At 59.6% G+C, this 22,316-nt stretch carries 21 protein-coding genes; 13 read left to right on the top strand and 8 right to left on the bottom strand.

All coding sequences use genetic code 11. The annotated features are described in order from the left end of the window. Window positions 1-61 precede the first annotated feature (61 nt). From ACA047_RS22735 to ACA047_RS22725, 3 genes are read right to left on the bottom strand one after another with little or no spacing between them, the layout of a single operon-like run. Window positions 62-1,267, bottom strand: a complete 1,206-nt coding sequence (locus ACA047_RS22735; protein WP_497353156.1) for a methylaspartate mutase — start codon at window positions 1,265-1,267, stop codon at window positions 62-64. 42 nt (window positions 1,268-1,309) lie between these two features. Beyond that, the gene (locus ACA047_RS22730) at window positions 1,310-1,765 is read right to left on the bottom strand and encodes a cobalamin B12-binding domain-containing protein (RefSeq protein WP_497353154.1); all 456 of its coding nucleotides are present in this window, start codon (window positions 1,763-1,765) and stop codon (window positions 1,310-1,312) included. A 14-nt stretch (window positions 1,766-1,779) separates the two neighbouring features. Continuing rightward, window positions 1,780-2,904, bottom strand: coding sequence for a fatty acid desaturase (locus ACA047_RS22725; protein WP_497353152.1), 1,125 nt, complete (start codon window positions 2,902-2,904; stop codon window positions 1,780-1,782). A gap of 110 nt (window positions 2,905-3,014) precedes the next feature. On the opposite strand from ACA047_RS22725, the gene ACA047_RS22720 reads away from it, so the two are divergent. Beyond that, window positions 3,015-3,896 carry a LysR family transcriptional regulator gene (locus ACA047_RS22720; protein ID WP_497353150.1) on the top strand — a complete coding sequence of 294 codons (882 nt, stop codon included), beginning with the start codon at window positions 3,015-3,017 and terminating at the stop codon, window positions 3,894-3,896. Window positions 3,897-3,915: 19 nt separating this feature from the next. Here the strand turns inward: ACA047_RS22720 and ACA047_RS22715 are convergent, their stop codons facing one another. The 5 genes from ACA047_RS22715 to ACA047_RS22695 form a co-directional block, all read right to left on the bottom strand. Then, on the bottom strand, window positions 3,916-4,902 hold the full coding sequence (locus ACA047_RS22715) for a quinone oxidoreductase family protein (protein ID WP_497353148.1): 987 nt from the start codon (window positions 4,900-4,902) through the stop codon (window positions 3,916-3,918). A gap of 10 nt (window positions 4,903-4,912) precedes the next feature. Further along, complete coding sequence (locus ACA047_RS22710) at window positions 4,913-5,533, bottom strand: LysE family translocator (protein WP_497353146.1); 621 nt, start codon at window positions 5,531-5,533, stop codon at window positions 4,913-4,915. A 350-nt stretch (window positions 5,534-5,883) separates the two neighbouring features. Further along, on the bottom strand, window positions 5,884-7,131 hold the full coding sequence (locus ACA047_RS22705; protein WP_212799319.1) for a ribonucleotide-diphosphate reductase subunit beta: 1,248 nt from the start codon (window positions 7,129-7,131) through the stop codon (window positions 5,884-5,886). Window positions 7,132-7,618: 487 nt separating this feature from the next. Continuing rightward, complete coding sequence (locus ACA047_RS22700; RefSeq protein ID WP_497353144.1) at window positions 7,619-7,789, bottom strand: hypothetical protein; 171 nt, start codon at window positions 7,787-7,789, stop codon at window positions 7,619-7,621. Between the two features lie 31 nt (window positions 7,790-7,820). After that, window positions 7,821-8,084 (bottom strand): DUF2790 domain-containing protein, encoded by a 264-nt coding sequence (locus ACA047_RS22695; RefSeq protein ID WP_497353142.1) that lies wholly within the window; start codon window positions 8,082-8,084, stop codon window positions 7,821-7,823. A gap of 410 nt (window positions 8,085-8,494) precedes the next feature. On the opposite strand from ACA047_RS22695, the gene acs reads away from it, so the two are divergent. From acs to ACA047_RS22635, 12 genes are all read left to right on the top strand, one after another. Beyond that, window positions 8,495-10,450 (top strand): acetate--CoA ligase, encoded by a 1,956-nt coding sequence (acs, locus tag ACA047_RS22690; protein WP_497353140.1) that lies wholly within the window; start codon window positions 8,495-8,497, stop codon window positions 10,448-10,450. A gap of 622 nt (window positions 10,451-11,072) precedes the next feature. After that, on the top strand, window positions 11,073-11,846 hold the full coding sequence (locus tag ACA047_RS22685; RefSeq protein ID WP_497353138.1) for an ABC transporter substrate-binding protein: 774 nt from the start codon (window positions 11,073-11,075) through the stop codon (window positions 11,844-11,846). A 90-nt stretch (window positions 11,847-11,936) separates the two neighbouring features. Further along, complete coding sequence (locus ACA047_RS22680; protein ID WP_215008046.1) at window positions 11,937-12,626, top strand: ABC transporter permease; 690 nt, start codon at window positions 11,937-11,939, stop codon at window positions 12,624-12,626. Further along, window positions 12,623-13,321, top strand: coding sequence for an ABC transporter permease (locus ACA047_RS22675; protein ID WP_497353135.1), 699 nt, complete (start codon window positions 12,623-12,625; stop codon window positions 13,319-13,321). Before ACA047_RS22680 ends, ACA047_RS22675 begins: the two co-directional genes overlap by 4 nt. Window positions 13,322-13,377: 56 nt before the next feature. Continuing rightward, window positions 13,378-14,142, top strand: a complete 765-nt coding sequence (locus ACA047_RS22670; protein ID WP_497353133.1) for an ABC transporter ATP-binding protein — start codon at window positions 13,378-13,380, stop codon at window positions 14,140-14,142. Between the two features lie 112 nt (window positions 14,143-14,254). Further along, window positions 14,255-15,235 (top strand): GlxA family transcriptional regulator, encoded by a 981-nt coding sequence (locus tag ACA047_RS22665; RefSeq protein ID WP_497353131.1) that lies wholly within the window; start codon window positions 14,255-14,257, stop codon window positions 15,233-15,235. A 333-nt stretch (window positions 15,236-15,568) separates the two neighbouring features. Next, a complete protein-coding gene (locus ACA047_RS22660; RefSeq protein WP_497353129.1) occupies window positions 15,569-16,789 on the top strand; it encodes an aspartate aminotransferase family protein in 1,221 nt (406 codons plus the stop codon). A 116-nt stretch (window positions 16,790-16,905) separates the two neighbouring features. Next, entirely contained in the window at window positions 16,906-17,925 is a 1,020-nt protein-coding gene (gene aruF / locus ACA047_RS22655) for an arginine/ornithine succinyltransferase subunit alpha (RefSeq protein ID WP_497353127.1), read from the top strand. Between the two features lie 54 nt (window positions 17,926-17,979). Beyond that, on the top strand, window positions 17,980-19,005 hold the full coding sequence (gene astA, locus ACA047_RS22650) for an arginine N-succinyltransferase (protein ID WP_497353125.1): 1,026 nt from the start codon (window positions 17,980-17,982) through the stop codon (window positions 19,003-19,005). Next, window positions 19,002-20,471 (top strand): succinylglutamate-semialdehyde dehydrogenase, encoded by a 1,470-nt coding sequence (astD, locus tag ACA047_RS22645; protein ID WP_497360500.1) that lies wholly within the window; start codon window positions 19,002-19,004, stop codon window positions 20,469-20,471. Before astA ends, astD begins: the two co-directional genes overlap by 4 nt. Window positions 20,472-20,604: 133 nt before the next feature. Then, the gene (gene astB / locus ACA047_RS22640) at window positions 20,605-21,951 is read left to right on the top strand and encodes an N-succinylarginine dihydrolase (RefSeq protein WP_497353123.1); all 1,347 of its coding nucleotides are present in this window, start codon (window positions 20,605-20,607) and stop codon (window positions 21,949-21,951) included. A 70-nt stretch (window positions 21,952-22,021) separates the two neighbouring features. Next, a complete protein-coding gene (locus ACA047_RS22635; protein WP_003178862.1) occupies window positions 22,022-22,309 on the top strand; it encodes a hypothetical protein in 288 nt (95 codons plus the stop codon). The last annotated feature ends 7 nt before the right edge of the window (window positions 22,310-22,316 follow it).

Genomic DNA, 22,316 nt, shown 5'->3' with positions numbered 1-22,316 from the left:
TTATGCCCGTACACAAAATTTATGACAGTCCCGTGCTGGTACTGACGGCCTCGATCCAGCGTCAAAGCACGCAGTCATAGGTGCGGATGTTCTGCCTCAGCGCCGCCAGAAACGAGAAGGCATTTTCCACCCGCTCGCCCTGGAACCCGTGGTAATAGTTTTCCGGCGTCAGCACGGTGCCGGCGCCGCGTTTGTTGTCGGGGTGCAGGCAGTAGGGGATCGACAGAAAACTACTGTCGAAGGCACCGAGCAGGGCTTCGGACAGGTTGCTGTCGTGGGCCAGCGCGCCTTCGATCAGGCGTTTCGCGCTGCGCAGGACGCGCCCGTATTCCTGGGAATCGAACGGAATCTGCGGTAAAACGCCGTCGGTGTTCAGGCAGTAGTCGCAGTACTCCAGCGCCGCGATATTTTCCTCTACCCGGGGAATGCGCCTTGATTCCACCGGTGTCTTGATGATCACGCGCTGCACACCCGTGGCGCGGATCATGGCCAGCGCATCGCTGGTGATTCGGCAAAAACCGCCAAGCGAGCGCGGGAAGAACCCCATGAACACATAACCGACAAAGTGATAGCTGCCTGGCGCAAAATATTCGGCCGCGAGTTGTTGGAGGGCCGTCACCGCCGCGCGATCCTGCACCGGCGAGGTGCCTTGGGCGTAGGAGAACGACAGCGTCTTGATGCCATGGGCGCGCAAGAACAACCCTTCAAGAATATTTAGCGCCACCAGAATCACCGGGTCGCACATCTGCCCCATCATGCAACCGGCGAAGCTTTCGATGTGACTGTTGTCGACGCCGCTGGACAGCACCTGACAGGCTTTCTCCCAGTGGCCGAACGCCTCGCGCAACGGCGTGCGACTGTACGGCAGGCAATAGGAAATCGGCCCGCCCTCGGTGGTGGGCAGACCGACTTCGACCATGCGCTCGAAAATGTGCAACGGGTCGGGCGAACCATGACGAACCTGCACCGGCAGGCGGTAGCGCGCATCGATCTGATCGATCATGGCACGGGTCTGCGCCGGCGGATGGTTGACGATCGGATAACCGTTGAGCATCGATTCGCTGTCGATGGCCCGTTGCGCTGCCTCAAGATTGTTTACCCGGGTGAACGCATCAAGAGTGATGGTGCACACAGTGTTCGCCCGGCTCGCGGCTGTGGCTTCCAGGCCGGCTTGCATCCGGGCCGGGTCACTGAAGCCCATTCGCGGCTGGAGCACCGGGCCATGCGCGTCGAAGCGTTCAAGAACATGGGTGTTGAAATCGATCATCCTGACCTGCCTTTTTCTGCGAATCGGTAGGGGTGCAACGGCTCAGCGAGCGACCCGTTTCTCCAGGTAATGCCCTGGATACAACTGAGCAGACACCAGTTCCTGAAAGGCATCGAAGCTGTTGGCCACGCTGTCGTCGAACACCTCATCGAAACCTGCGGCGCGCAGTGCGTCGCTATGTCGGGCAATGGTCTGGGGATCGTTTTCGGTGCAGATCTTGCCGCCGATATACACCCCGTCGGTGTGTTTGGTTTCGCTACGAATACGCTGCGCGAGTTCAGCGCCTTCGATGTAGCCATGGCCATTGACCGTGCTGACGACAACCATGGCGCTGGCGTGGCGGTTGAGCCGCGTGATCACCTCATCCATGGGCGTGTTCGGTCCCAGATTCTCGACGTTGTAGCCAAGGTCAGTGAGCAGGAACTCCATGAACACCAGATTCCAGCTATGGGAGTCCGAAGGTACGGTGGTGAGCAGAGCGGTTTTGCTGAAAGTCATCGTTAAAATCCCTTTTAAGTTGCTGTCCTGGTTGTGTAGTACGGGAGCGCCCGCTGAAAGTTGCGAAAGTTGGTCGTCACCGAGTTGATGTAGCCCCAGTTGTCGGCGTAGTTTGTGGGAAAGGGTTTGGAACCTTCGATCCTGTCGCGTTCGCGGGCAGTAATGTAGTTCGGCCAGTCTTTGGATCGTGGGCGCCGGTGATGAAAGTCGTGGCACGGTGTATCGCCGACCATCACAAACACCCGGACAAACAAGTGGAACGCCAGCATCTTGATCAGCCACACGCTGATATGGGCGAAGCGTCGAACCGTACCCGCCCCTTCGGGTATGCGCAGTTCTTCGCCGATAAAAACGCCGGTGGTGCTCTCGCAAATGAAGTCGATGCCGCGCCGTTCCAGCACTTCCACGCTGGGCCAGGTGTGCTCGGCCGCCAGGCGAAATGTGGTGCTGATGTGGTAGCCGGCGAAGATCGGAATCACCCACGCCACGATGAACAGATCGAAATGGCCCAAGGCTGCCGACAGCAGTGCAAGGCCCGCCCAGAAGACCAACGTCAATACTGCGACGCGGCGGTTTGCAGCCGTGGCGGTGCCTTTCAATCGGCCCCAGGACGAACGCAGCACGGCCAGTGGCGACAGCGCGGTCGAGACCAGTTTGGTCCACAGGGTGGCGATGCTGTCGGACGGTTTTAACCCCACCACACTTTGCAGGTAGGAGAGGGTGTCATCATCGTCGGTCAGCAGCGTTTTCGAACTGTGATGCAGCGCGTGTTCGCTCTTGTAGGTATCGAAGGGTTTGAGCATCAGGATGCCGGAAATGATCCGGCCGACGGTCATATTGGTCTCGCGCGATTCGAAGACCATGTCATGGGCGCAGTTGTGGCAGATCATCACTTGCATTTGCTTGATGCCACCGGTGGCCAGGACAAAGCCCAGCAGCCACAGCGCAATGCTGGCCTGCGAATAACCGATACCGGCCAACAGCGCGCCGCCGGCTATTAATCCCGCTGACACAACGATATGGTGGAACGGCTTCAGAGGACGGACTTTATCGAGATCTTCGGGGAGAGGCTTGGCTGTCAGCCAACTCAGCAACGGCTGCATGAACCCCGGAAGGGCGCGCATTGAGTTACGTATCATCCATGTTTCCTCTAGGGTTTTGCTCCACGCAAAAACTGTAACGTGGCCTCTAAATATTTCGAATAGAAATAGATGGAGATCGATTTTCCATTTTTGGGTATGTCATCAACATGGATTGGGATGATCTGAAGGTTTTTATCTTCGTCGCTAAATCTAACAACGTGACCGAGGCCGGAATCTCGCTCAAGGTTTCGGCCTCGACGGTGTCGCGCAAGATCGCGGCGCTTGAGGAATCGCTCGGTACGGTATTGTTTTCGAAGAAGACTAACGGCTACTTCCTGACTGAAGCGGGAAGGGCGTTGCTGCCATTGGCACTGGAAACGGAGGAGCGTTTCAAACTGATCGAGCGGCAGATGTCGCAACCGGGTGATCGGATGGCGGGACAGGTGCGCATTGATTGTCCGGAACTAATGGGCACGCACTTGATCATTCCGCAACTCGCGGCATTTCATGATCAGCACCCCGAGATCAACTTCGACTTCATTAACTCGGCGGTGTCGTCGAAACTCACGCAGAGCCACAGCGACATCATTATCCGCTTGCGCAGACCGGAGAACGGTAACTTCACCATGCGCCGGGTCGGGACACTGATGCAGGGGCTTTTCTGCTCCCAGGCTTATGCCGATGCCAACGGTCTGCCGGTCGAACCCGCCGACCTCAAGCACCACAGCCTGATCGGCTGGACCGAAGAAATGTCGTATATGCCGCTCGCCCAATGGTTGAGCGAAATGACCGGAGACCAGAAGCTGTGGATGCGCGTTTCAAACCTGAATGCGCAGCTCAAGGCAGTCGAAGCCGATCTGGGGATTGCCGCGCTACCTGCCTATGTTGGACACCAGTCCGGTCTGTGCCAGGTGTTGGCCAATCGCCCTGCTCGCCGCTCGGAAATCTGGTTGCTGCGCAATCAGGCTACCCAGGGTGTGAGCCGCGTTGATCGAGTGGTGGAGTATCTGACGGAGCTGTTTCACGGCAAAACGGCCGGCATGCACTGACGGCCGTCTTACCGCGAGGTCATGGCACCAGAATCAGTGAACCCTGGGTTTGGCGGTATTGCATGACGCAGTGAGTCTGGGCAGCCAGCGCGAGGGGAAAGTGTGCTATTGGCGGCAAACGAATCGCGCCGCTGGACACTGCTTGCAGCACCCGCTCGGCCGCGAGGGTCAATTCAGCGTCGTCGCCGATGTAGTGCTTCAACGACGGCCGCGTCACATGCAGCGAGCCCATTTGCCCGAGCCGGGACAGGTTGAAATCCGTCACGTCGCCCGAAGCATTGCCAAACAGCACGAGGTGACCGCGCGGGCGCAAACTCGCCAATGACAGCTCTACGGTATCTTTGCCGACAGAATCGAACACGACATGGGCGCCTTTGCCATCGGTCAATTCACGGATCAACCCAAGTGTGTCTGGTGCTTCAGCGTCGAGGGCCGCTATGCACCCCGCATCCAGAACCTGGCGGCGTTTGGCTTCGGTCGAAGCGAGACCTATGACGCGCATACCGCGAGCGACCAGCCAGCTTGTGGCAATGCTGCCCACGCCGCCCGCCGCCGCGTGCCATACCACAAAGTCACCAGGTGCCAGAGGCACGCAGCGATGCGTCAGGTATTCGGCCGTCAGCCCTTTGAACATTACGCCTGCCGCGACTTCGCTCGGCACGTCATCGGGCAGGCGTATCGCCCGCGAAGCGCGAACGACCGCGTGACCGGCGTAGCTGCCGGTCGAGCTGTCGACGAAGGCCACTCGATCGCCAATGGCCAAGCTTTGCACCTGCGATCCACATTCGACGACACGCCCTGCACCTTCCGTGCCCAAGCCTCTGGGGAAGGCTGAGCCATCGTCCAGCGCGCCGGAGCGCCGGTGCAGGTCGATGAAATTCACGCCGGCGGCTTCGATGGCAACAGTGATTTCTTCAGGGCCGGCGGCACGCAGCGGGTATTTGCGCAATTCCATGACGTTGGGTGTTCCGGCGGCGTCGAAGACAATTCCGTGGGTCTGGATCATGGGAGCCTCCTTAAAACGGGCCGATGCGCAGGAAAATCCATACAGCAACCGCTATCAGCATCAGGCCGAACGCAGCGTTCTGAAACATCAGCAATTTGGGGCGGGACTGGATCAGTTTCTGCACGGTCGAACCCATCGACACCCAGATGACGTGCGAGAAGAAGTTCAGCGAAATCAGCGCCGCACTGAGGATCAACACGACCGTGCTGCTAGTCTCGCCGGAAGGCATGAACGTGGAAAACATCACCAGCAACATCACGATCCCTTGCACGTTGCCCAGTTGTACAACAATGCCGTCCCGAAATTGCAGGTGCATGGCCTTGTCGGTGGGTGCCTTCAGTGGACGACGCAGCATGCGCACACCCAGCCACAAGATGTAGAAACTGCCCGCCACTTGCAGCGCCCATACCAGTGTCGGACTGTTCATCAGCGTGTGATAAAGGCCTAAGCCGACCAGCACGGCGATCAGGAAGTAAGTAATGTCGAGCCCAACGATAAACCGCACCGAACGACGCACACCGCTTTGCGCGCCCGACGTCGCCACCATCAAGTTGCCAGGGCCTGCACTCAGGGTCAGCGGAACCATGGTCGATAGCCAAAGCAACCAGTTGATGCTGAAAATTTCTTGCATGTTGTCTTCCTTAATCACAACGCGGACTTAACTCCGGCAAGTCTAATTCGCAGTTGCTTCTAAGGTTATAGCGAAGAGCGCAAGGCGGTTTCCCAGAAATGGGGGAAGCGTGGCATGGAGGAGGGTGGTCCCCGTTACCTTTGGGTGAACCGACGTTTCGGGAAGGCCAGGGTGAGGGCCAATCGAGGCGATACGGCGTCAATGCGAAATTCTGAGTTTTTCGTAGGGTAAAGGTAGCGCTTGTCCTCGAGTTAAACGCGGTTTTGGTTCTGTAGAATACAAAAAACCCCGTTTTCACGGGGTCTTTAGTTAAGTCGCTGGCGGTTCAGCTCAGGATGTTTCTCTCTAAATCAATCCCAGCTCAACGCCCCACCCGTCTGATACTCAATCACCCGAGTCTCAAAGAAATTCTTCTCTTTCTTCAAGTCCATGATCTCGCTCATCCAAGGGAACGGATTCGTCGTTCCTGGATACTCTTCCTTCAAACCGATCTGCGACAGGCGACGGTTAGCAATGAACTTGAGGTAGTCCTCCATCATCGCCGCGTTCATGCCCAACACGCCGCGAGGCATGGTGTCACGGGCGTATTCGATCTCCAGCTGAGTCCCTTGCAGGATCATCTGGGTCGCTTCTTCTTTCATTTCAGCATCCCACAAGTGTGGGTTTTCGATTTTGATCTGGTTGATCACGTCGATGCCGAAGTTCAGGTGCATGGACTCGTCGCGCAGGATGTACTGGAACTGCTCGGCGACGCCGGTCATTTTGTTGCGGCGGCCCATGGAGAGGATCTGGGTGAAGCCGCAGTAGAAGAAGATGCCTTCCAGAACGCAGTAGTAGGCGATCAGGTTGCGCAGCAGCTCTTTGTCGGTGTCCGGGGTGCCGGTTTCGAACTTCGGATCGGAGATCGAACGGGTGTATTTCAGGCCCCAGGCGGCTTTTTTCGCGACCGATGGGATCTCGTGGTACATGTTGAAGATTTCGCCTTCATCCATGGCCAGCGATTCGATGCAGTACTGGTAGGCGTGGGTGTGGATCGCCTCTTCGAACGCCTGGCGCAGGATGTACTGGCGGCATTCCGGGTTGGTGATCAGGCGGTACACGGCCAGGACCAGGTTGTTGGCAACCAGGGAGTCGGCGGTGGAGAAGAAGCCCAGGTTGCGCATCACGATGCGGCGCTCGTCGTCGGTCAGGCCTTCCGGGTCTTTCCAGAGGGCGATGTCGGCGGTCATGTTGACTTCTTGCGGCATCCAGTGGTTTGCGCAGCCGTCCAGGTACTTCTGCCAGGCCCAGTCGTATTTGAAGGGCACGAGCTGGTTGAGGTCGGCGCGGCAGTTGATCATGCGCTTTTCATCGACGGCGACACGGGCGGAGGCGCCTTCGAGTTCGGCGAGGCCTTCGGCGACGTCGAGTTTGTCGAGGGCGGCCTTGGCGCGAATGATCGCGGCCGAGTCGCTGGCCGTCACGGCCCGGGCTTCCAGAGCGGCGGCACCGCCGGCGCTGTCGAGGCGGTCCATGTTGGCTTCAGAAGCGTGGCCGGCATTGGCGCCTTTTACAGCGACTTCGCCGTCTTCTTTGTCGAATTCGTCCCAGCTCAGCATGACGTGTCGTCTCCTGCGTGAGGGCCAGATGCCCGTTAAAGGCCTACTGGCCGCGTTGGATCTTGGAAATCGTTTGTTGCAGCAGCTAACGCAGGCAATAAACAGAAAATGTACGGGTCGTTCTGAAGCGGCTGTGAACGCGAAGAGGCGATTGGGCCTTTGCGTGGGCTTCAGGCTGGTTTGATCCCTGTAAGGGAATATTGCAGGCCCGTTTAAGGCGGCATTATAAGGACTTTTTTGCCTACGTGCTGCGGCGAAATAGCCCACGGAGGTGGTGGTGGGCGGTAGATCCGCGTGGGAGCGAGGGTTTACAAGGCTTTGGCCGTCGAAGATTTTTTTTGCATGGATTGGATGGTGGTTGTTTTTGATCAAAAAACGAACGTTTTTTGAGGTTTTGCACTACATGTTGTGTTTGTGGAGGCTTTTCGGCGGCTCCAGACACAACCAGGCCCAATCGAAATCGGGCCATGGAAAATGCCAGTAATGATCAGCCGATGCGCTCTGAACCGGTGCGATCGTAACCGTCAGCGGCGACAGCTGAGCCCGTACGGTCGTAACCATCGGCAGCCACAGCGGAGCCGGTGCGATCAAAACCGTCGGCGGCGAAAGTATTGGCAGCCAGTACGGAGAGGGTCAGGGCGAGGATCAGTTTTTTCATGGTGGTTGCTCCAGGTCCGTTTAACAGTCAATCAGCCGTTGGAGCAGCCGTTGCCCATGACGCTGTAGCGCAGGATGTGGCGCTGGCCTTTGGAATCGTCGTATTCCATCTTCGCCGGGACCACTTCGCAGACATCCGGGATCTCGCTCATGGAGATGACTTTGGCGATGTCCAGGTGGGTGGAATAGGTGTACTCCTCAATGGCCGGTTTTTGCTGTGCGACATCGGTCGGGGCCTCGTCTGCCATCGCGCTGGCGCAAAGGCTGCCGAGGACCAGAACCCATAAAGCTTTCATCTAATTCACCTTTTTTGAGGTCGAGTGGGGTCACGCAACCTTTTTGGGGTTGCGTGTGGAGCAAGTTTTGGAGGTTTGATTAACGGCCTTCGTGGGGGCTGTAATGCGTTAATCGTGTTTGCCGGTTGGCGAGGTGGATTTTAGGGAGCAAGGCGGGTCGCAAAAAGCCGTGGTTTTGATAAACACTATTGGTTGATCTGGTAATAATCGCCTGGAGAGTGAGTGGCTGTCTGGTCGATCAATGTTGGATGAGCGGCCGCCATTGCGAGCAAGCCCGCTCCCACAGGGGTTTTGGGTTAGTACCGACATTTTGTAGGGACTTGTTACTACCATCGTCGAATGGTTCTATAGGCCCGCCCCGGGCTACAACGGGACCATACAAAAACAACTATGTCTCCGAGGTAAGAAAGATGAGTGCGGCTTCTCTGTATCCCGTTCGCCCCGAGGTTGCGGCCAGTACGTTGACTGACGAGGCAACCTACAAGGCGATGTACCAGCAGTCGGTCGTCAACCCGGATGGCTTCTGGCGCGAGCAGGCCAAGCGCCTCGACTGGATCAAGCCTTTCACCACGGTGAAACAGACTTCTTTCGACGATCACCACGTCGACATCAAGTGGTTTGCCGACGGCACCTTGAACGTTTCCTACAACTGCCTCGACCGTCATCTGGCCGAGCGTGGCGATCAGGTTGCGATTATCTGGGAGGGCGATGACCCTGCCGAGAGCCGCAACATCACCTATCGCGAGCTGCATGAACAAGTCTGCAAGTTCGCCAACGCCCTGCGCGGTCAGGATGTGCATCGCGGCGACGTGGTGACGATTTATATGCCGATGATCCCCGAGGCCGTGGTCGCCATGCTGGCCTGTGCCCGGATCGGCGCGATTCACTCGGTGGTGTTCGGCGGTTTCTCGCCGGAGGCACTGGCCGGCCGGATCATCGACTGCAAATCCAAAGTGGTGATCACCGCCGACGAAGGTCTTCGCGCCGGCAAGAAGATCCCGCTCAAGGCCAACGTCGACGACGCGCTGACCAACCCGGAAACCAGCAGCATCCAGAAAGTCATCGTGTGCAAGCGCACCGGTGGCAGCATCAAGTGGAACCAGCACCGTGACATCTGGTACGAAGACCTGATGAAAGTGGCTGGTACGGTCTGCGCGCCGAAGGAAATGGGCGCTGAAGAAGCACTGTTCATCCTCTACACCTCCGGTTCTACCGGCAAGCCCAAGGGCGTGCAGCACACCACGGCCGGCTATCTGTTGTATGCGGCGCTGACCCATGAGCGGGTGTTCGATTACAAGCCAGGTGACGTCTACTGGTGCACCGCCGACGTTGGCTGGGTCACCGGCCACAGCTATATCGTCTACGGCCCGCTGGCCAATGGCGCGACCACGCTGTTGTTCGAAGGCGTGCCGAACTACCCGGACATCACCCGGGTGGCCAAGGTCATCGACAAGCACAAGGTCAACATCCTCTACACCGCGCCGACCGCCATCCGCGCGATGATGGCTTCGGGCACCGCCGCAGTCGAAGGCGCCGATGGCAGCAGCCTGCGCCTGTTGGGTTCGGTGGGCGAGCCGATCAACCCGGAAGCCTGGGACTGGTACTACAAGAATGTCGGCAAGGAACGTTGCCCGATCGTCGACACCTGGTGGCAGACCGAAACCGGTGGCGTGCTGATCAGCCCGTTGCCGGGCGCCACGGCGTTGAAACCGGGTTCGGCCACTCGTCCGTTCTTTGGTGTGGTGCCGGCGCTGGTGGACAACCTCGGCAACCTGATCGAAGGCGCGGCCGAAGGCAACCTGGTAATCCTCGACTCGTGGCCGGGCCAGGCGCGTACGCTGTACGGCGACCACGACCGTTTTGTCGACACCTATTTCAAGACCTTCAGCGGCATGTACTTCACCGGGGACGGTGCTCGTCGCGACGAGGACGGCTACTACTGGATCACCGGTCGGGTGGATGACGTGCTCAACGTGTCGGGTCACCGGATGGGCACGGCCGAGATTGAAAGCGCCATGGTCGCTCACCCGAAAGTCGCCGAAGCGGCGGTGGTGGGTGTGCCGCACGACATCAAGGGGCAGGGCATTTATGTCTACGTCACCCTCAATGCCGGCGAAGAAACCAGCGAGGCCCTGCGCCTGGAACTGAAAAACTGGGTGCGCAAGGAGATCGGTCCGATCGCATCGCCGGATGTTATCCAGTGGGCCCCGGGCCTGCCGAAAACCCGCTCTGGCAAGATCATGCGCCGCATCCTGCGCAAGATCGCCACGGCGGAGTACGACGGGTTGGGTGATATCTCCACGCTGGCCGACCCAGGTGTGGTGGCGCATTTGATCGAGACGCACAAGACCATGAACGCCGCCTGACGACGGTTTGTGGCGCATGAAAGCCTCGCCCGGCATTTGCCGGGCGGGGCTTTTTTACGCGTCCGGCGCGGATCTTTGTGGAGAGGGGATTTATCCCTGAGTTGTGGGAGCAAGCTTTGCTCCCACAACTCAGCGTGGCTAGAGCAGTCTGCGAATAAATATCGACCTTCAAAGTAGGACGCTTCTGAACGTTACCGACGTTTGGAAATGTGTAACCAAAGGCGCCATAACGGGGCGATGGGAAACGCGATGCCCTGTTCCAGGGCCTCTCATACGGCTTGTAAAATAAGGCGACACGCTGTGCTTGCCGGATTAGAAGGGTTTGCGAATAATGGGCCCGCTAATTGCAATATAGATCGGTTACCTTTCTTTTGCTCTTGCATGAATTTGCGGGGCTGTCAATGTGCTCGAACAGCTTTCTCGGTGCTTCTGTAATTTGTTGTCGCATTGAAGAAATATCGGCTTCGGGCCTGTCGTTAGAATGCCGATCACTCGCTCGTCGTGGCCCGCGTTGAATTAACGTGCGCTTCCTAGGACGCAGCACCAAAGTTCGTTCCACCCATTCGCATATTGGGCTGTTGCTCACTCTGCCGTTTTCGCCCTTTACCGATGGAGTCCCAAGATGAAGAAACTTGTGCTGCTTGGCGCCCTGGCACTGTCCGTGCTGTCCCTGCCGACATTCGCCGATGAAAAGCCTCTGAAAATCGGTATCGAAGCGGCTTACCCTCCGTTTGCCTCCAAAGCCCCGGATGGCAGCATCGTCGGTTTTGACTACGACATCGGCAATGCGCTGTGCGAAGAGATGAAGGTCAAGTGCGTGTGGGTCGAGCAGGAATTCGACGGTCTGATCCCGGCCCTCAAGGTCCGCAAGATCGACGCGATCCTGTCCTCCATGTCGATCACTGAAGATCGCAAGAAATCCGTTGATTTCACCAACAAGTACTACAACACCCCGGCCCGCCTGGTGATGAAGGCCGGCACCCAGGTCAGCGAGAGCCTGGCCGAGCTCAAGGGCAAGAACATCGGCGTGCAGCGTGGTTCGATCCATGAGCGTTTCGCCCGTGAAGTCCTGGCCCCGCTGGGTGCCGAGATCAAGCCATACGGCTCGCAGAACGAAATCTACCTGGACGTCTCCGCCGGCCGTCTCGACGGCACCCTGGCAGACGCCACCCTGTTGGATGACGGCTTCCTGAAGACCGACGCCGGCAAGGGCTTTGCGTTCGTGGGCCCGGCCTTTACCGACGTCAAATACTTCGGCGACGGTGTAGGCATTGCGGTTCGCAAGGGCGATGCGCTGAAAGACAAGATCAACAGCGCGATCACCGCCATTCGCCAGAACGGCAAGTACAAGCAAATCCAGGACAAATACTTCGCCTTCGATATCTACGGCCAGTAACGACGTCCCGTCACTCGTGCGAGATGGCGCAAGCAACAGGATTTCTGCGGTTTGCGCCATTTTTTCATCCCACTTTCGAGGACCTGAATCATGTTGAAAGGCTACGGGGCTGTCATCCTCGATGGCGCATGGTTGACGCTTCAGCTCGCCTTGTCGTCCATGGCCCTGGCCATCGTCCTGGGGCTGATCGGCGTCGCATTGCGCCTTTCGCCGGTGCGCTGGCTGGCGTGGCTGGGCGACCTGTATTCCACGGTCATTCGCGGCATTCCCGACCTGGTGTTGATCTTGCTGATTTTTTACGGTGGCCAGGACCTGCTCAACCGCGTGGCGCCGATGCTCGGTTATGACGATTACATCGACCTGAACCCGTTGGCGGCCGGTATCGGCACCCTGGGTTTCATCTTCGGTGCTTATCTGTCGGAAACCTTTCGCGGCGCGTTCATGGCGATCCCCAAGGGGCAGGCCGAGGCGGGCATGGCGTACGGCATGAACGGGTTCCAGGTGTTTTTCCGGGTGATGGTGCCGCAGATGATTCGCCTGGCGATTCCGGGCTTCACCAACAACTGGCTGGTGTTGACCAAGGCTACGGCGCTGATTTCGGTGGTGGGCCTGCAAGACATGATGTTCAAGGCCAAGCAGGCGGCGGATGCCACCCGTGAGCCTTTCACCTTCTTCCTGGCAGTGGCGGCGATGTACCTGGTGATCACCAGTGTCTCGTTGCTGGCATTGCGTCACCTTGAGAAGCGCTACTCGGTAGGCGTAAGGGCGGCTGATCTATGATCTTCGACTACAACGTCATCTATGAAGCCTTGCCGCTGTACTTCGGTGGCCTGCTGACCACCTTGAAGCTGCTGGCCTTGTCGCTGTTCTTCGGTCTGCTGGCGGCGCTGCCCCTGGGGCTGATGCGGGTATCCAAGCAGCCGGTCGTCAACATGACCGCCTGGCTCTACACCTATGTGATTCGCGGCACGCCGATGCTGGTGCAACTGTTCCTGATCTACTACGGGCTGGCGCAGTTCCAAGCCGTGCGTGAGAGCTTCCTCTGGCCGTGGCTGTCCAGCGCAACTTTCTGTGCGTGCCTGGCGTTCGCCATCAACACCAGCGCCTACACCGCCGAAATCATCGCCGGCAGCCTGCGGGCCACGCCCAACGGTGAGATCGAAGCGGCCAAGGCCATGGGCATGTCACGCTACAAGTTGTATCGCCGGATCCTGCTGCCGTCGGCCCTGCGCCGGGCGCTGCCGCAATACAGCAACGAAGTGATCATGATGCTGCAAACCACCAGTCTGGCGTCCATCGTGACCCTGATCGACATCACCGGAGCCGCCCGCACGGTGAATGCGCAGTATTACTTGCCGTTCGAGGCTTACATCACGGCCGGCGTTTTCTACTTGTGCCTGACCTTCATCCTGGTGCGCCTGTTCAAACTGGCCGAGCGCCGCTGGCTGGGTTACCTGGCCCCGCGCAAGCACTGATAACGCATCGATCCGATCGACTGCTCAACGACTGACGTTTTGTGAGAACCGACCGCATGTACAAGCTTGAAGTCCAAGACCTGCATAAACGCTATGGCAGTCACGAAGTGCTCAAGGGCGTGTCCCTGAAAGCCGCCGCCGGCGATGTGATCAGCATCATCGGCTCCAGTGGCTCCGGCAAAAGTACCTTCCTGCGTTGCATCAACCTGCTTGAGCAACCCCATGCCGGCAAGATTCTGCTCAACAATGAAGAGCTGAAACTGGTCGCCGGCAAGGACGGCGCATTGAAGGCTGCGGACCCCAAGCAACTGCAGCGCATGCGCTCGCGGCTGTCGATGGTGTTCCAGCATTTCAACCTGTGGTCGCACATGACCGCGCTGGAAAACATCATGGAAGCGCCGGTGCATGTGCTGGGCGTGCCCAAGGCCGAGGCTCGCGAAAAGGCTGAGCATTACCTGAACAAGGTCGGCGTGGCCCACCGCAAGGACGCCTATCCGGGCCACATGTCCGGCGGCGAACAGCAGCGCGTGGCGATTGCCCGTGCGCTGGCGATGGAGCCTGAGGTCATGCTGTTCGACGAGCCGACTTCGGCACTCGACCCGGAGTTGGTGGGCGATGTGCTCAAGGTGATGCAGGCCCTGGCCCTGGAAGGCCGGACCATGGTGGTGGTGACTCACGAAATGGGTTTTGCCCGCGAAGTGTCGAACCAGCTGGTATTCCTGCATAAAGGCATCGTCGAAGAAAGCGGCAACCCGCGCGAAGTGCTGGTCAATCCGCAATCGGAGCGCCTGCAACAATTTCTTTCGGGCAGCCTCAAGTAATCGCTCCCGTTACGCACCTGATTCAGGTCATGCTGCGCACCGCGCGCCAGATGGTCTAATTTGGTTGCAGCCGCTTTCGGCTTTAACACTGTTTTGCTTCGGATTGCCCGCCATGACTGCCCATCGAATAGGTTTCCTGATTTGGCCCAGCACTAAAGCCTTGACGCTGGCGCTGGCTGAGGAGGCCTTGCGTGTCGCTCAGCGGGTGCATCCGGACGTGGTCTATGAACTGTCGTTTTTGCAGGCCGAACCGCCGGCCGAAGGCGCCTGGCAGTTACCCGGCGAGCCCTGGGCCGGCAAGCTCGAAGGCTTCCAGAAGCTTTTCCTGTTGGCCGATGAGCCGCCGACCACCCTGGCCTCGCCCCTGAGCAGCGCACTCAAGCAACTGGTGCGTGCCGGTTGCGTGATCGGTGGCTTGTCCGCCGGCGTCTACCCCTTGGCCCAGTTGGGTTTGCTCGACGGTTACCGCGCCGCCGTGCACTGGCGCTGGCAGGATGACTTCTCCGAGCGTTTCCCCAAGGTCATCGCCACCAGCCACCTGTTCGATTGGGATCGCGATCGCCTGAGCGCTTGCGGCGGCATGTCGGTGCTCGACTTGCTGCTGGCGGTGCTGGCCCGGGATCACGGCGCGGAACTGGCCGGTGCGGTGTCGGAAGAACTGGTGGTCGAGCGTATCCGTGAGGGCGGCGAGCGTCAGCGCATCCCGTTGCAGAACCGTCTCGGCTCCAGCCATCCGAAGCTCACCCAGGCGGTGTTGTTGATGGAGGCCAACATCGAAGAGCCGCTGACCACCGATGAAATCGCCCAGCATGTGTGCGTGTCCCGTCGGCAACTGGAACGGATCTTCAAGCAATACCTCAACCGCGTGCCGAGCCAGTACTACTTGGAGCTGCGCCTGAACAAGGCCCGGCAGATGCTGATGCAAACCAGCAAATCCATCATCCAGATCGGCCTGTCCTGCGGTTTTTCCTCGGGGCCGCATTTCTCCAGCGCCTATCGCAACTTCTTTGGCGCCACGCCTCGGGAAGATCGTAACCAGCGGCGCAGCAGCAGCCCGTTCGAATTGTCCTCGGTGCCGTCCGAGCGGGGCTAGGCTGGCACAACTTCCCCGTGGCGAGGGGAGCTGTGGGAGCAAGGCCTGTGGGAGCAAGCTTTGCTCCCACAGATAAATCCCCTCGCCACAAGTGTTGTGCCTGGCAAGGGAAAGCGTCTGAATCAAATCTCGAGGCGGGCGCCTCAAATCCGCTGCCAACGTTTAAACTGCGCCTTTGCGACGCTATTTGTCGCATTGCCATAAACCCGCTAAAAACGGGGGTTGGCGCTATAAGAAGTTGTCGCTTGGCGGCAAGGCCGGGCTGAAAACTGTCCTTACAATCCTCACCAAGCTCGCCAGTTTCAGGCGGGTGTTCCTCTTCAGGAGACTCCGATGTCCGTTGAGCAAGCCGCGGTACAACGCGCCGATTTCGACCAGGTTATGGTTCCCAACTATGCACCTGCTGCCTTCATACCTGTGCGTGGTGCCGGTTCCCGCGTATGGGACCAGTCCGGTCGTGAGTTGATCGACTTCGCTGGCGGTATCGCAGTCAACGTACTGGGCCACGCCCACCCGGCGCTGGTCGGCGCCCTGACTGAGCAGGCCAATAAGCTGTGGCACGTGTCCAACGTCTTCACCAATGAGCCGGCCCTGCGCCTGGCCCATAAGCTGATTGACGCAACCTTTGCCGAGCGCGCGTTCTTCTGCAACTCCGGCGCCGAAGCCAACGAGGCCGCCTTCAAGCTGGCCCGTCGCGTCGCTTTCGATCGTTTCGGCAGCGAAAAGTACGAAATCATCGCTGCGCTCAACAGCTTCCACGGTCGTACTCTGTTCACCGTCAACGTTGGCGGGCAGTCGAAGTACTCCGACGGTTTCGGTCCTAAAATTACCGGCATCACCCACGTTCCATACAACGACCTGGCGGCTTTGAAAGCGGCTGTTTCGGACAAGACCTGTGCCGTGGTGTTGGAGCCGATCCAGGGTGAGGGCGGTGTACTGCCGGCCGATCTGGCTTACCTGCAAGGCGCCCGCGACCTGTGCGATGCGCACAACGCGCTGCTGGTGTTCGACGAAGTGCAGACCGGCATGGGCCGCAGCGGCGAGCTGTTCGCGTACATGCACTACGGCGTGGTCCCGGACATCCTCACCAGCGCCAAGAGCCTGGGCGGTGGTTTCCCGATTGCGGCGATGCTCACTACCGAAGCGCTGGCCAAGCATTTGGTCGTCGGCACCCACGGCACCACTTACGGCGGCAACCCGCTGGCATGTGCGGTGGCCGAAGCGGTGATCGATGTGGTCAATACGCCTGAGGTGCTCAGCGGTGTCAAAGCCAAGCATGACAAGTTCAAGGCTCGCCTGGAACAGATCGGCGAGAAATACGGCCTGTTCACCCAGGTGCGTGGCCTGGGGCTGCTGATTGGCTGCGTGCTGAACGACGCCTGGAAAGGCAAGGCCAAGGACATTTTCAACGCCGCCGAACAGGAAGGCCTGATGATTCTGCAAGCCGGCCCGGACGTGATTCGTTTCGCCCCGAGCCTGGTGGTGGAAGACGCCGACATCGATGCCGGCCTGGACCGTTTCGAACGGGCGGCGGCGAAACTGACTCAGGCCTGATTGTTTACAGCCTGGACCGGCTCCCACGCTTGAGTCAGTGGGGTCGCCGGTCCGGTATTTTTTCTCTGCGTCGACCCAATGGTCGAACCCTTTATTTCAAGTTAAGGAGTGACACCATGCTGGTGATGCGCCCCGCGCAAATGGCTGATCTGGGCGAGGTACAGCGTCTGGCTGCGGACAGTCCGATCGGTGTCACTTCCTTGCCGGATGACGTGGAACGCCTGAGCGACAAGATCGCCGCAAGCGAAGCCTCGTTCGCCGCCGAAGTCAGCTTCAACGGTGAAGAAAGCTATTTCTTCGTCCTTGAAGACACCGCCACCGGCAAATTGGCGGGCTGTTCGGCCATCGTCGCTTCGGCCGGTTATTCCGAACCGTTCTATAGTTTTCGCAACGAGACCTTCGTTCACGCCTCCCGTGAATTGAAGATCCATAACAAGATCCACGTGCTCTCCCAGTGCCACGACTTGACCGGTAACAGCCTGTTGACCAGTTTCTATGTGGTGCCGGAGCTGGTGGGGTCGCCGTGGTCGGAGCTCAATTCCCGCGGGCGCCTGCTGTTCGTCGCCAGCCATCCGGAACGGTTTGCCGATTCGGTGGTGACCGAGATCGTCGGTTACAGCGATGAAAATGGCGACTCGCCGTTCTGGGACGCCATCGGTCGCAACTTCTTCGACCTCAACTACGCCGCCGCCGAGCGTCTGTGCGGGCTGAAAAGCCGCACCTTCCTCGCCGAGCTGATGCCCCATTACCCGATCTACGTGCCGCTGTTGCCGGACGCCGCCCAGGAAGCCATGGGTCAGGTCCATCCGCGTGCGCAGATCACCTTCGACATCCTGATGCGCGAAGGTTTCGAGACCGATCATTACATCGACATCTTTGACGGTGGTCCGACCCTGCATGCCCGTGTCTCGGGGATCCGCTCGATTGCCCAGAGCCGAGTGGTGCCGGTCAAGATCGGCGAACCCGTCAAGGGCGCCGGTCGGCAATACCTGGTGGCCAATGCCCAGTTACAGGATTACCGCGCCGTGCTGCTCGAGCTCGATTACGCGCCGGGCAAGCCTGTGACGTTGGACATGGGCGCCGCCGAAGCCTTGGGTGTTGGCGAAGGTGCTAGCGTGCGCCTGGTAGCGGTTTAACGCCTTACAGCGAAGTTTCGCGGGTGGCGCAAGCGGCCCGTTTGAGGAGATAGCATGATCGTTCGTCCCGTACGCAGCAGCGATTTACCCGCTCTGATCGCCCTGGCCCGCAGCACTGGCACCGGCCTGACCACCCTGCCGGCCAACGAAGAGCGCCTGGCCCATCGGGTCGGCTGGGCCGAGAAGACCTTTCGCGGCGAAGCCGGGCGTGGCGATGCGGACTACCTGTTCGTGCTCGAAGACGACGACGGCCGCGTGGTGGGTATTTCCGCCATCGCCGGTGCCGTGGGGCTGCGTGAGCCCTGGTACAACTTCCGGGTCGGCCTGACGGTCAGCGCCTCCCAGGAACTGAACATCTACCGGGAAATTCCGACGCTGTTCCTGGCCAACGACCTGACCGGCAATTCCGAGCTGTGTTCGCTGTTCCTGCACGCCGATTACCGCAATGGCCTCAACGGCCGGATGCTGGCCAAGGCGCGGTTGCTGTTCATTGCCGAATTCCCGAACTTGTTTGGCAACAAAATCATCGCCGAGATGCGCGGCATGTCCGACGACAACGGTCGTTCGCCATTTTGGGAAAGCCTGGGCCGGCATTTCTTCAAGATGGAGTTCAGCCAGGCCGATTACCTGACCGGTGTGGGCAACAAGGCATTTATTGCTGAACTGATGCCCAAGTTTCCGCTGTACACCTGCTTCCTGTCCGAGGATGCGCGGGCCGTGATCGGCCAGGTTCATCCCGACACCGAGCCTGCGCTGTCGATGCTCAAGAGTGAAGGTTTCAGTTATCAGGGCTACGTCGACATCTTCGACGCCGGCCCGGCCGTGGAATGCGAGACCGGCAAGATCCGCGCGATTCGCGACAGCCAGGCGCTGGTATTGGCCATCGGCACGCCGGGCGATGACGCCACGCCGTTCCTCATTCATAACCGCAAGCGCGAAGACTGCCGCATCACGGCGGCACCGGCGCGCTTTGCCGCGGGCACTCTGGTGGTCGATCCACTGACCGCCAAACGTCTTCAACTCAACGCCGGCGATCAGGTGCGTGCCGTTGCGTTGTCCGCTGCTCGGGAGTCGAAATAATGAAGTCGCTGTACATCGCAGGAAGTTGGTTGGAAGGCCAGGGCGACGTCTTTGAGTCGTTGAACCCGGTGACCCAGCAAGTGCTGTGGTCTGGAAAGGGCGCCACGGCGGCGCAAGTGGAGTCAGCGGTGCAGGCGGCGCGCCAAGCGTTCCCGGATTGGGCCCGGCGCTCTCTGGATGAGCGTATTCAGGTGCTGGAAGCTTTTGCCGCAACCCTGAAAAACCACGCTGACGAACTGGCCCATTGCATCGGTGAAGAAACCGGTAAGCCATTGTGGGAAGCGGCCACCGAAGTCACCACCATGATCAACAAGGTTGCGATTTCGGTTCAGAGCTACCGCGAGCGGACCGGCGAAAAGAGCGGCCCCCTGGGTGATGCCACCGCCGTACTGCGCCACAAACCTCACGGTGTGGTGGCGGTGTTCGGCCCTTACAACTTCCCTGGCCACTTGCCCAACGGTCACATTGTGCCGGCCCTGCTGGCTGGCAACAGCGTGCTGTTCAAGCCGAGCGAGCTGACCCCGAAAGTCGCCGAGCTGACGGTCAAGTGCTGGGCCTGGGCCGGTCTGCCGGCGGGCGTGCTGAACCTGCTGCAAGGTGCGCGGGAAACCGGTATCGCCCTGGCGGCGAACCCGGGAATCGACGGGCTGTTCTTCACCGGGTCCAGCCGTACCGGCAATCTGTTGCATCAACAATTCTCCGGTCGCCCGGACAGGATCCTGGCACTGGAAATGGGCGGTAACAATCCACTGGTGGTGGATGAGGTGGCGAACGTCGACGCGGCGGTCTACACCATTATCCAGTCGGCTTTCATTTCTGCCGGCCAGCGCTGCACCTGCGCGCGCCGTCTGTTGGTGCCGGAAGGGGCGTGGGGCGATGCGTTGCTGGCGCGTCTGGTGGCGGTCAGCTCGACCCTTGAAGTCGGTGCTTTCGACCAGCAACCCGCACCGTTCATGGGCTCGGTGGTTTCCCTGGGCGCGGCGAAGGCGCTGATGGACGCTCAAAACCATTTGCTGGGCAAAGGTGCTGTGCCACTGCTGGCCATGACCCAACCCCAGGCCCAGGCTGCATTGCTGACGCCGGGTATCCTGGATGTGACGGCTGTGGCCGAGCGTCCTGACGAAGAGCTGTTCGGGCCGTTGCTGCAGGTGATTCGTTACAAGGATTTCGCAGCGGCTATCACCGAGGCCAACAATACTCAATATGGCCTGGCCGCCGGGTTGCTGTCGGATTCGCAAGAGCGTTACCAGCAGTTCTGGCTGCAAAGCCGTGCCGGCATCGTCAACTGGAACAAACAGCTGACGGGGGCTGCCAGCAGCGCACCGTTCGGCGGTGTCGGCGCCTCGGGCAACCATCGCGCCAGCGCTTATTACGCGGCTGATTACTGCGCGTACCCGGTGGCTTCCCTGGAAACCCCAAGCCTTGTCATGCCGGCTGCCCTGACCCCCGGCGTGCGGATGTCTTGAGACCACCATCGCGGGCAAGCCTTGTTCCCACAGGCACGATGCACAGCCTGTGGGAGCAAGGCTTGCCCGCGATAGCCGCGACGCGGTTGTTACTTGATGCCTATAAAAAACAGATTCTCGTGGAGCCTCGCTGATGAAATCCTATGAAGTCAACTTTGACGGTCTAGTGGGGCCGACCCATAACTACGGCGGGCTTTCGTACGGCAACGTCGCGTCCCAGAGCAACAGCCAGCAATCCTCGAACCCCAAGGAAGCGGCGTTGCAGGGCCTGGCGAAAATGAAAGCGCTGATGGACATGGGCTTTCAGCAAGGTGTGCTGGCGCCCCAAGAGCGCCCGGACGTGGCCGCTCTGCGCCGGTTGGGTTTTGCTGGCAGCGATGCCCAGGTCATCCAGCAGGCCGCGAAAGAAGCGATGCCGCTGTTGGTCGCCAGTTGCTCGGCCTCCAGCATGTGGGTGGCCAACGCCGCCACGGTCAGCCCAAGCGCCGACACCGCCGACGGCCGCGTGCATTTCACCGCCGCCAACTTGAACTGCAAATACCATCGCAGCATTGAACACCCGACCACCAGTCGCGTATTGGGGGCGATGTTTGCCAATCAGCAGCACTTTGCCCATCACGCTGCGTTGCCGGCGGTGGCGCAGTTCGGTGACGAAGGTGCGGCCAACCACACCCGTTTCTGCCGGGCATACGGCGAAGCCGGTGTGGAATTCTTTGTGTTCGGTCGCAGCGCCTTCGATACCCGTTACCCGGCGCCCCAGAAGTACCCGGCACGCCAGACCCTGGAAGCGTCCCAGGCCGTCGCCCGCTTGCATGGTCTGAGCGAAGAGGGCGTGGTGTACGCCCAACAGAACCCATCGGTTATCGACCAAGGTGTGTTCCACAACGATGTGATCGCAGTGGGCAACGGCGAAGTACTGTTCTACCACGAGGATGCGTTTCTCGAGACCGACAAGATGCTGGCCGAGCTGAGCAGCAAACTGGCAAAAGTCGGTGGGAAATTTCAGGCTGTGTGTGTACCGCGTTCCGCGGTTACCGTTGATGACGCGGTGCGTTCCTACCTGTTCAACAGCCAGCTGCTGTCGCGTCCCGACGGTTCGATGCTATTGATCGTGCCGGAAGAATGCCGCAGCAACGAACGCGTCTGGCAATACCTGCAGGGTCTGACGGGGTTTGGCGGGGTTATTCGCGAAGTGAAGGTCTTCGACCTCAAGCAGAGTATGCAGAACGGTGGTGGCCCGGCTTGCCTGAGGCTGCGTGTGGCCCTCAATGAAACCGAACTGGCGGCCGTCAACCCAGGCGTTATCATGACCGCGCCGTTGTACGATTCGCTGACCCACTGGGTCGAGCGGCACTACCGCGACCGCATGACCGAAAACGATCTGGCGGACCCGCAGTTGCTGCTTGAATGCCGTGCGGCACTGGATGAGCTGACACAAATCCTTAAACTTGGCGCGGTTTATCCTTTCCAGATCAATTGAAAGCGCGCGCGACCTGACTACAGTCAAAGTAGGGCGCGTTGCCTTTATCTTCCGATGAGAACGTAAAAACATGAGCGATACTTTGCAGCTGATCCTTGAAGACACCGACGGCACCCAACTGGAAACCTCCTGCACCCGCGTTGCAGTGATGTGGCAGGGCAAGGAGTTGTGGATCCAGCAGGACGGCCGCGGTCAGTTGCTGATCGGCGTCGACGTCGAGGAAGGGGATGAGGAATACGCCAACCTGCTGCTGCGCCCATTGGCGACCAACCTGGTGAGCCTGCAACTGGAAATGGAACCGGCGGACGTCGGTGACGATGACCATGTCCATGGCCCGGATTGCGGCCACGACCATTAAGGAACCG

The organism is Pseudomonas sp. LBUM1664 (genome assembly GCF_059695895.1).
This window is presented reverse-complemented; position numbering and strand designations above follow the sequence as displayed.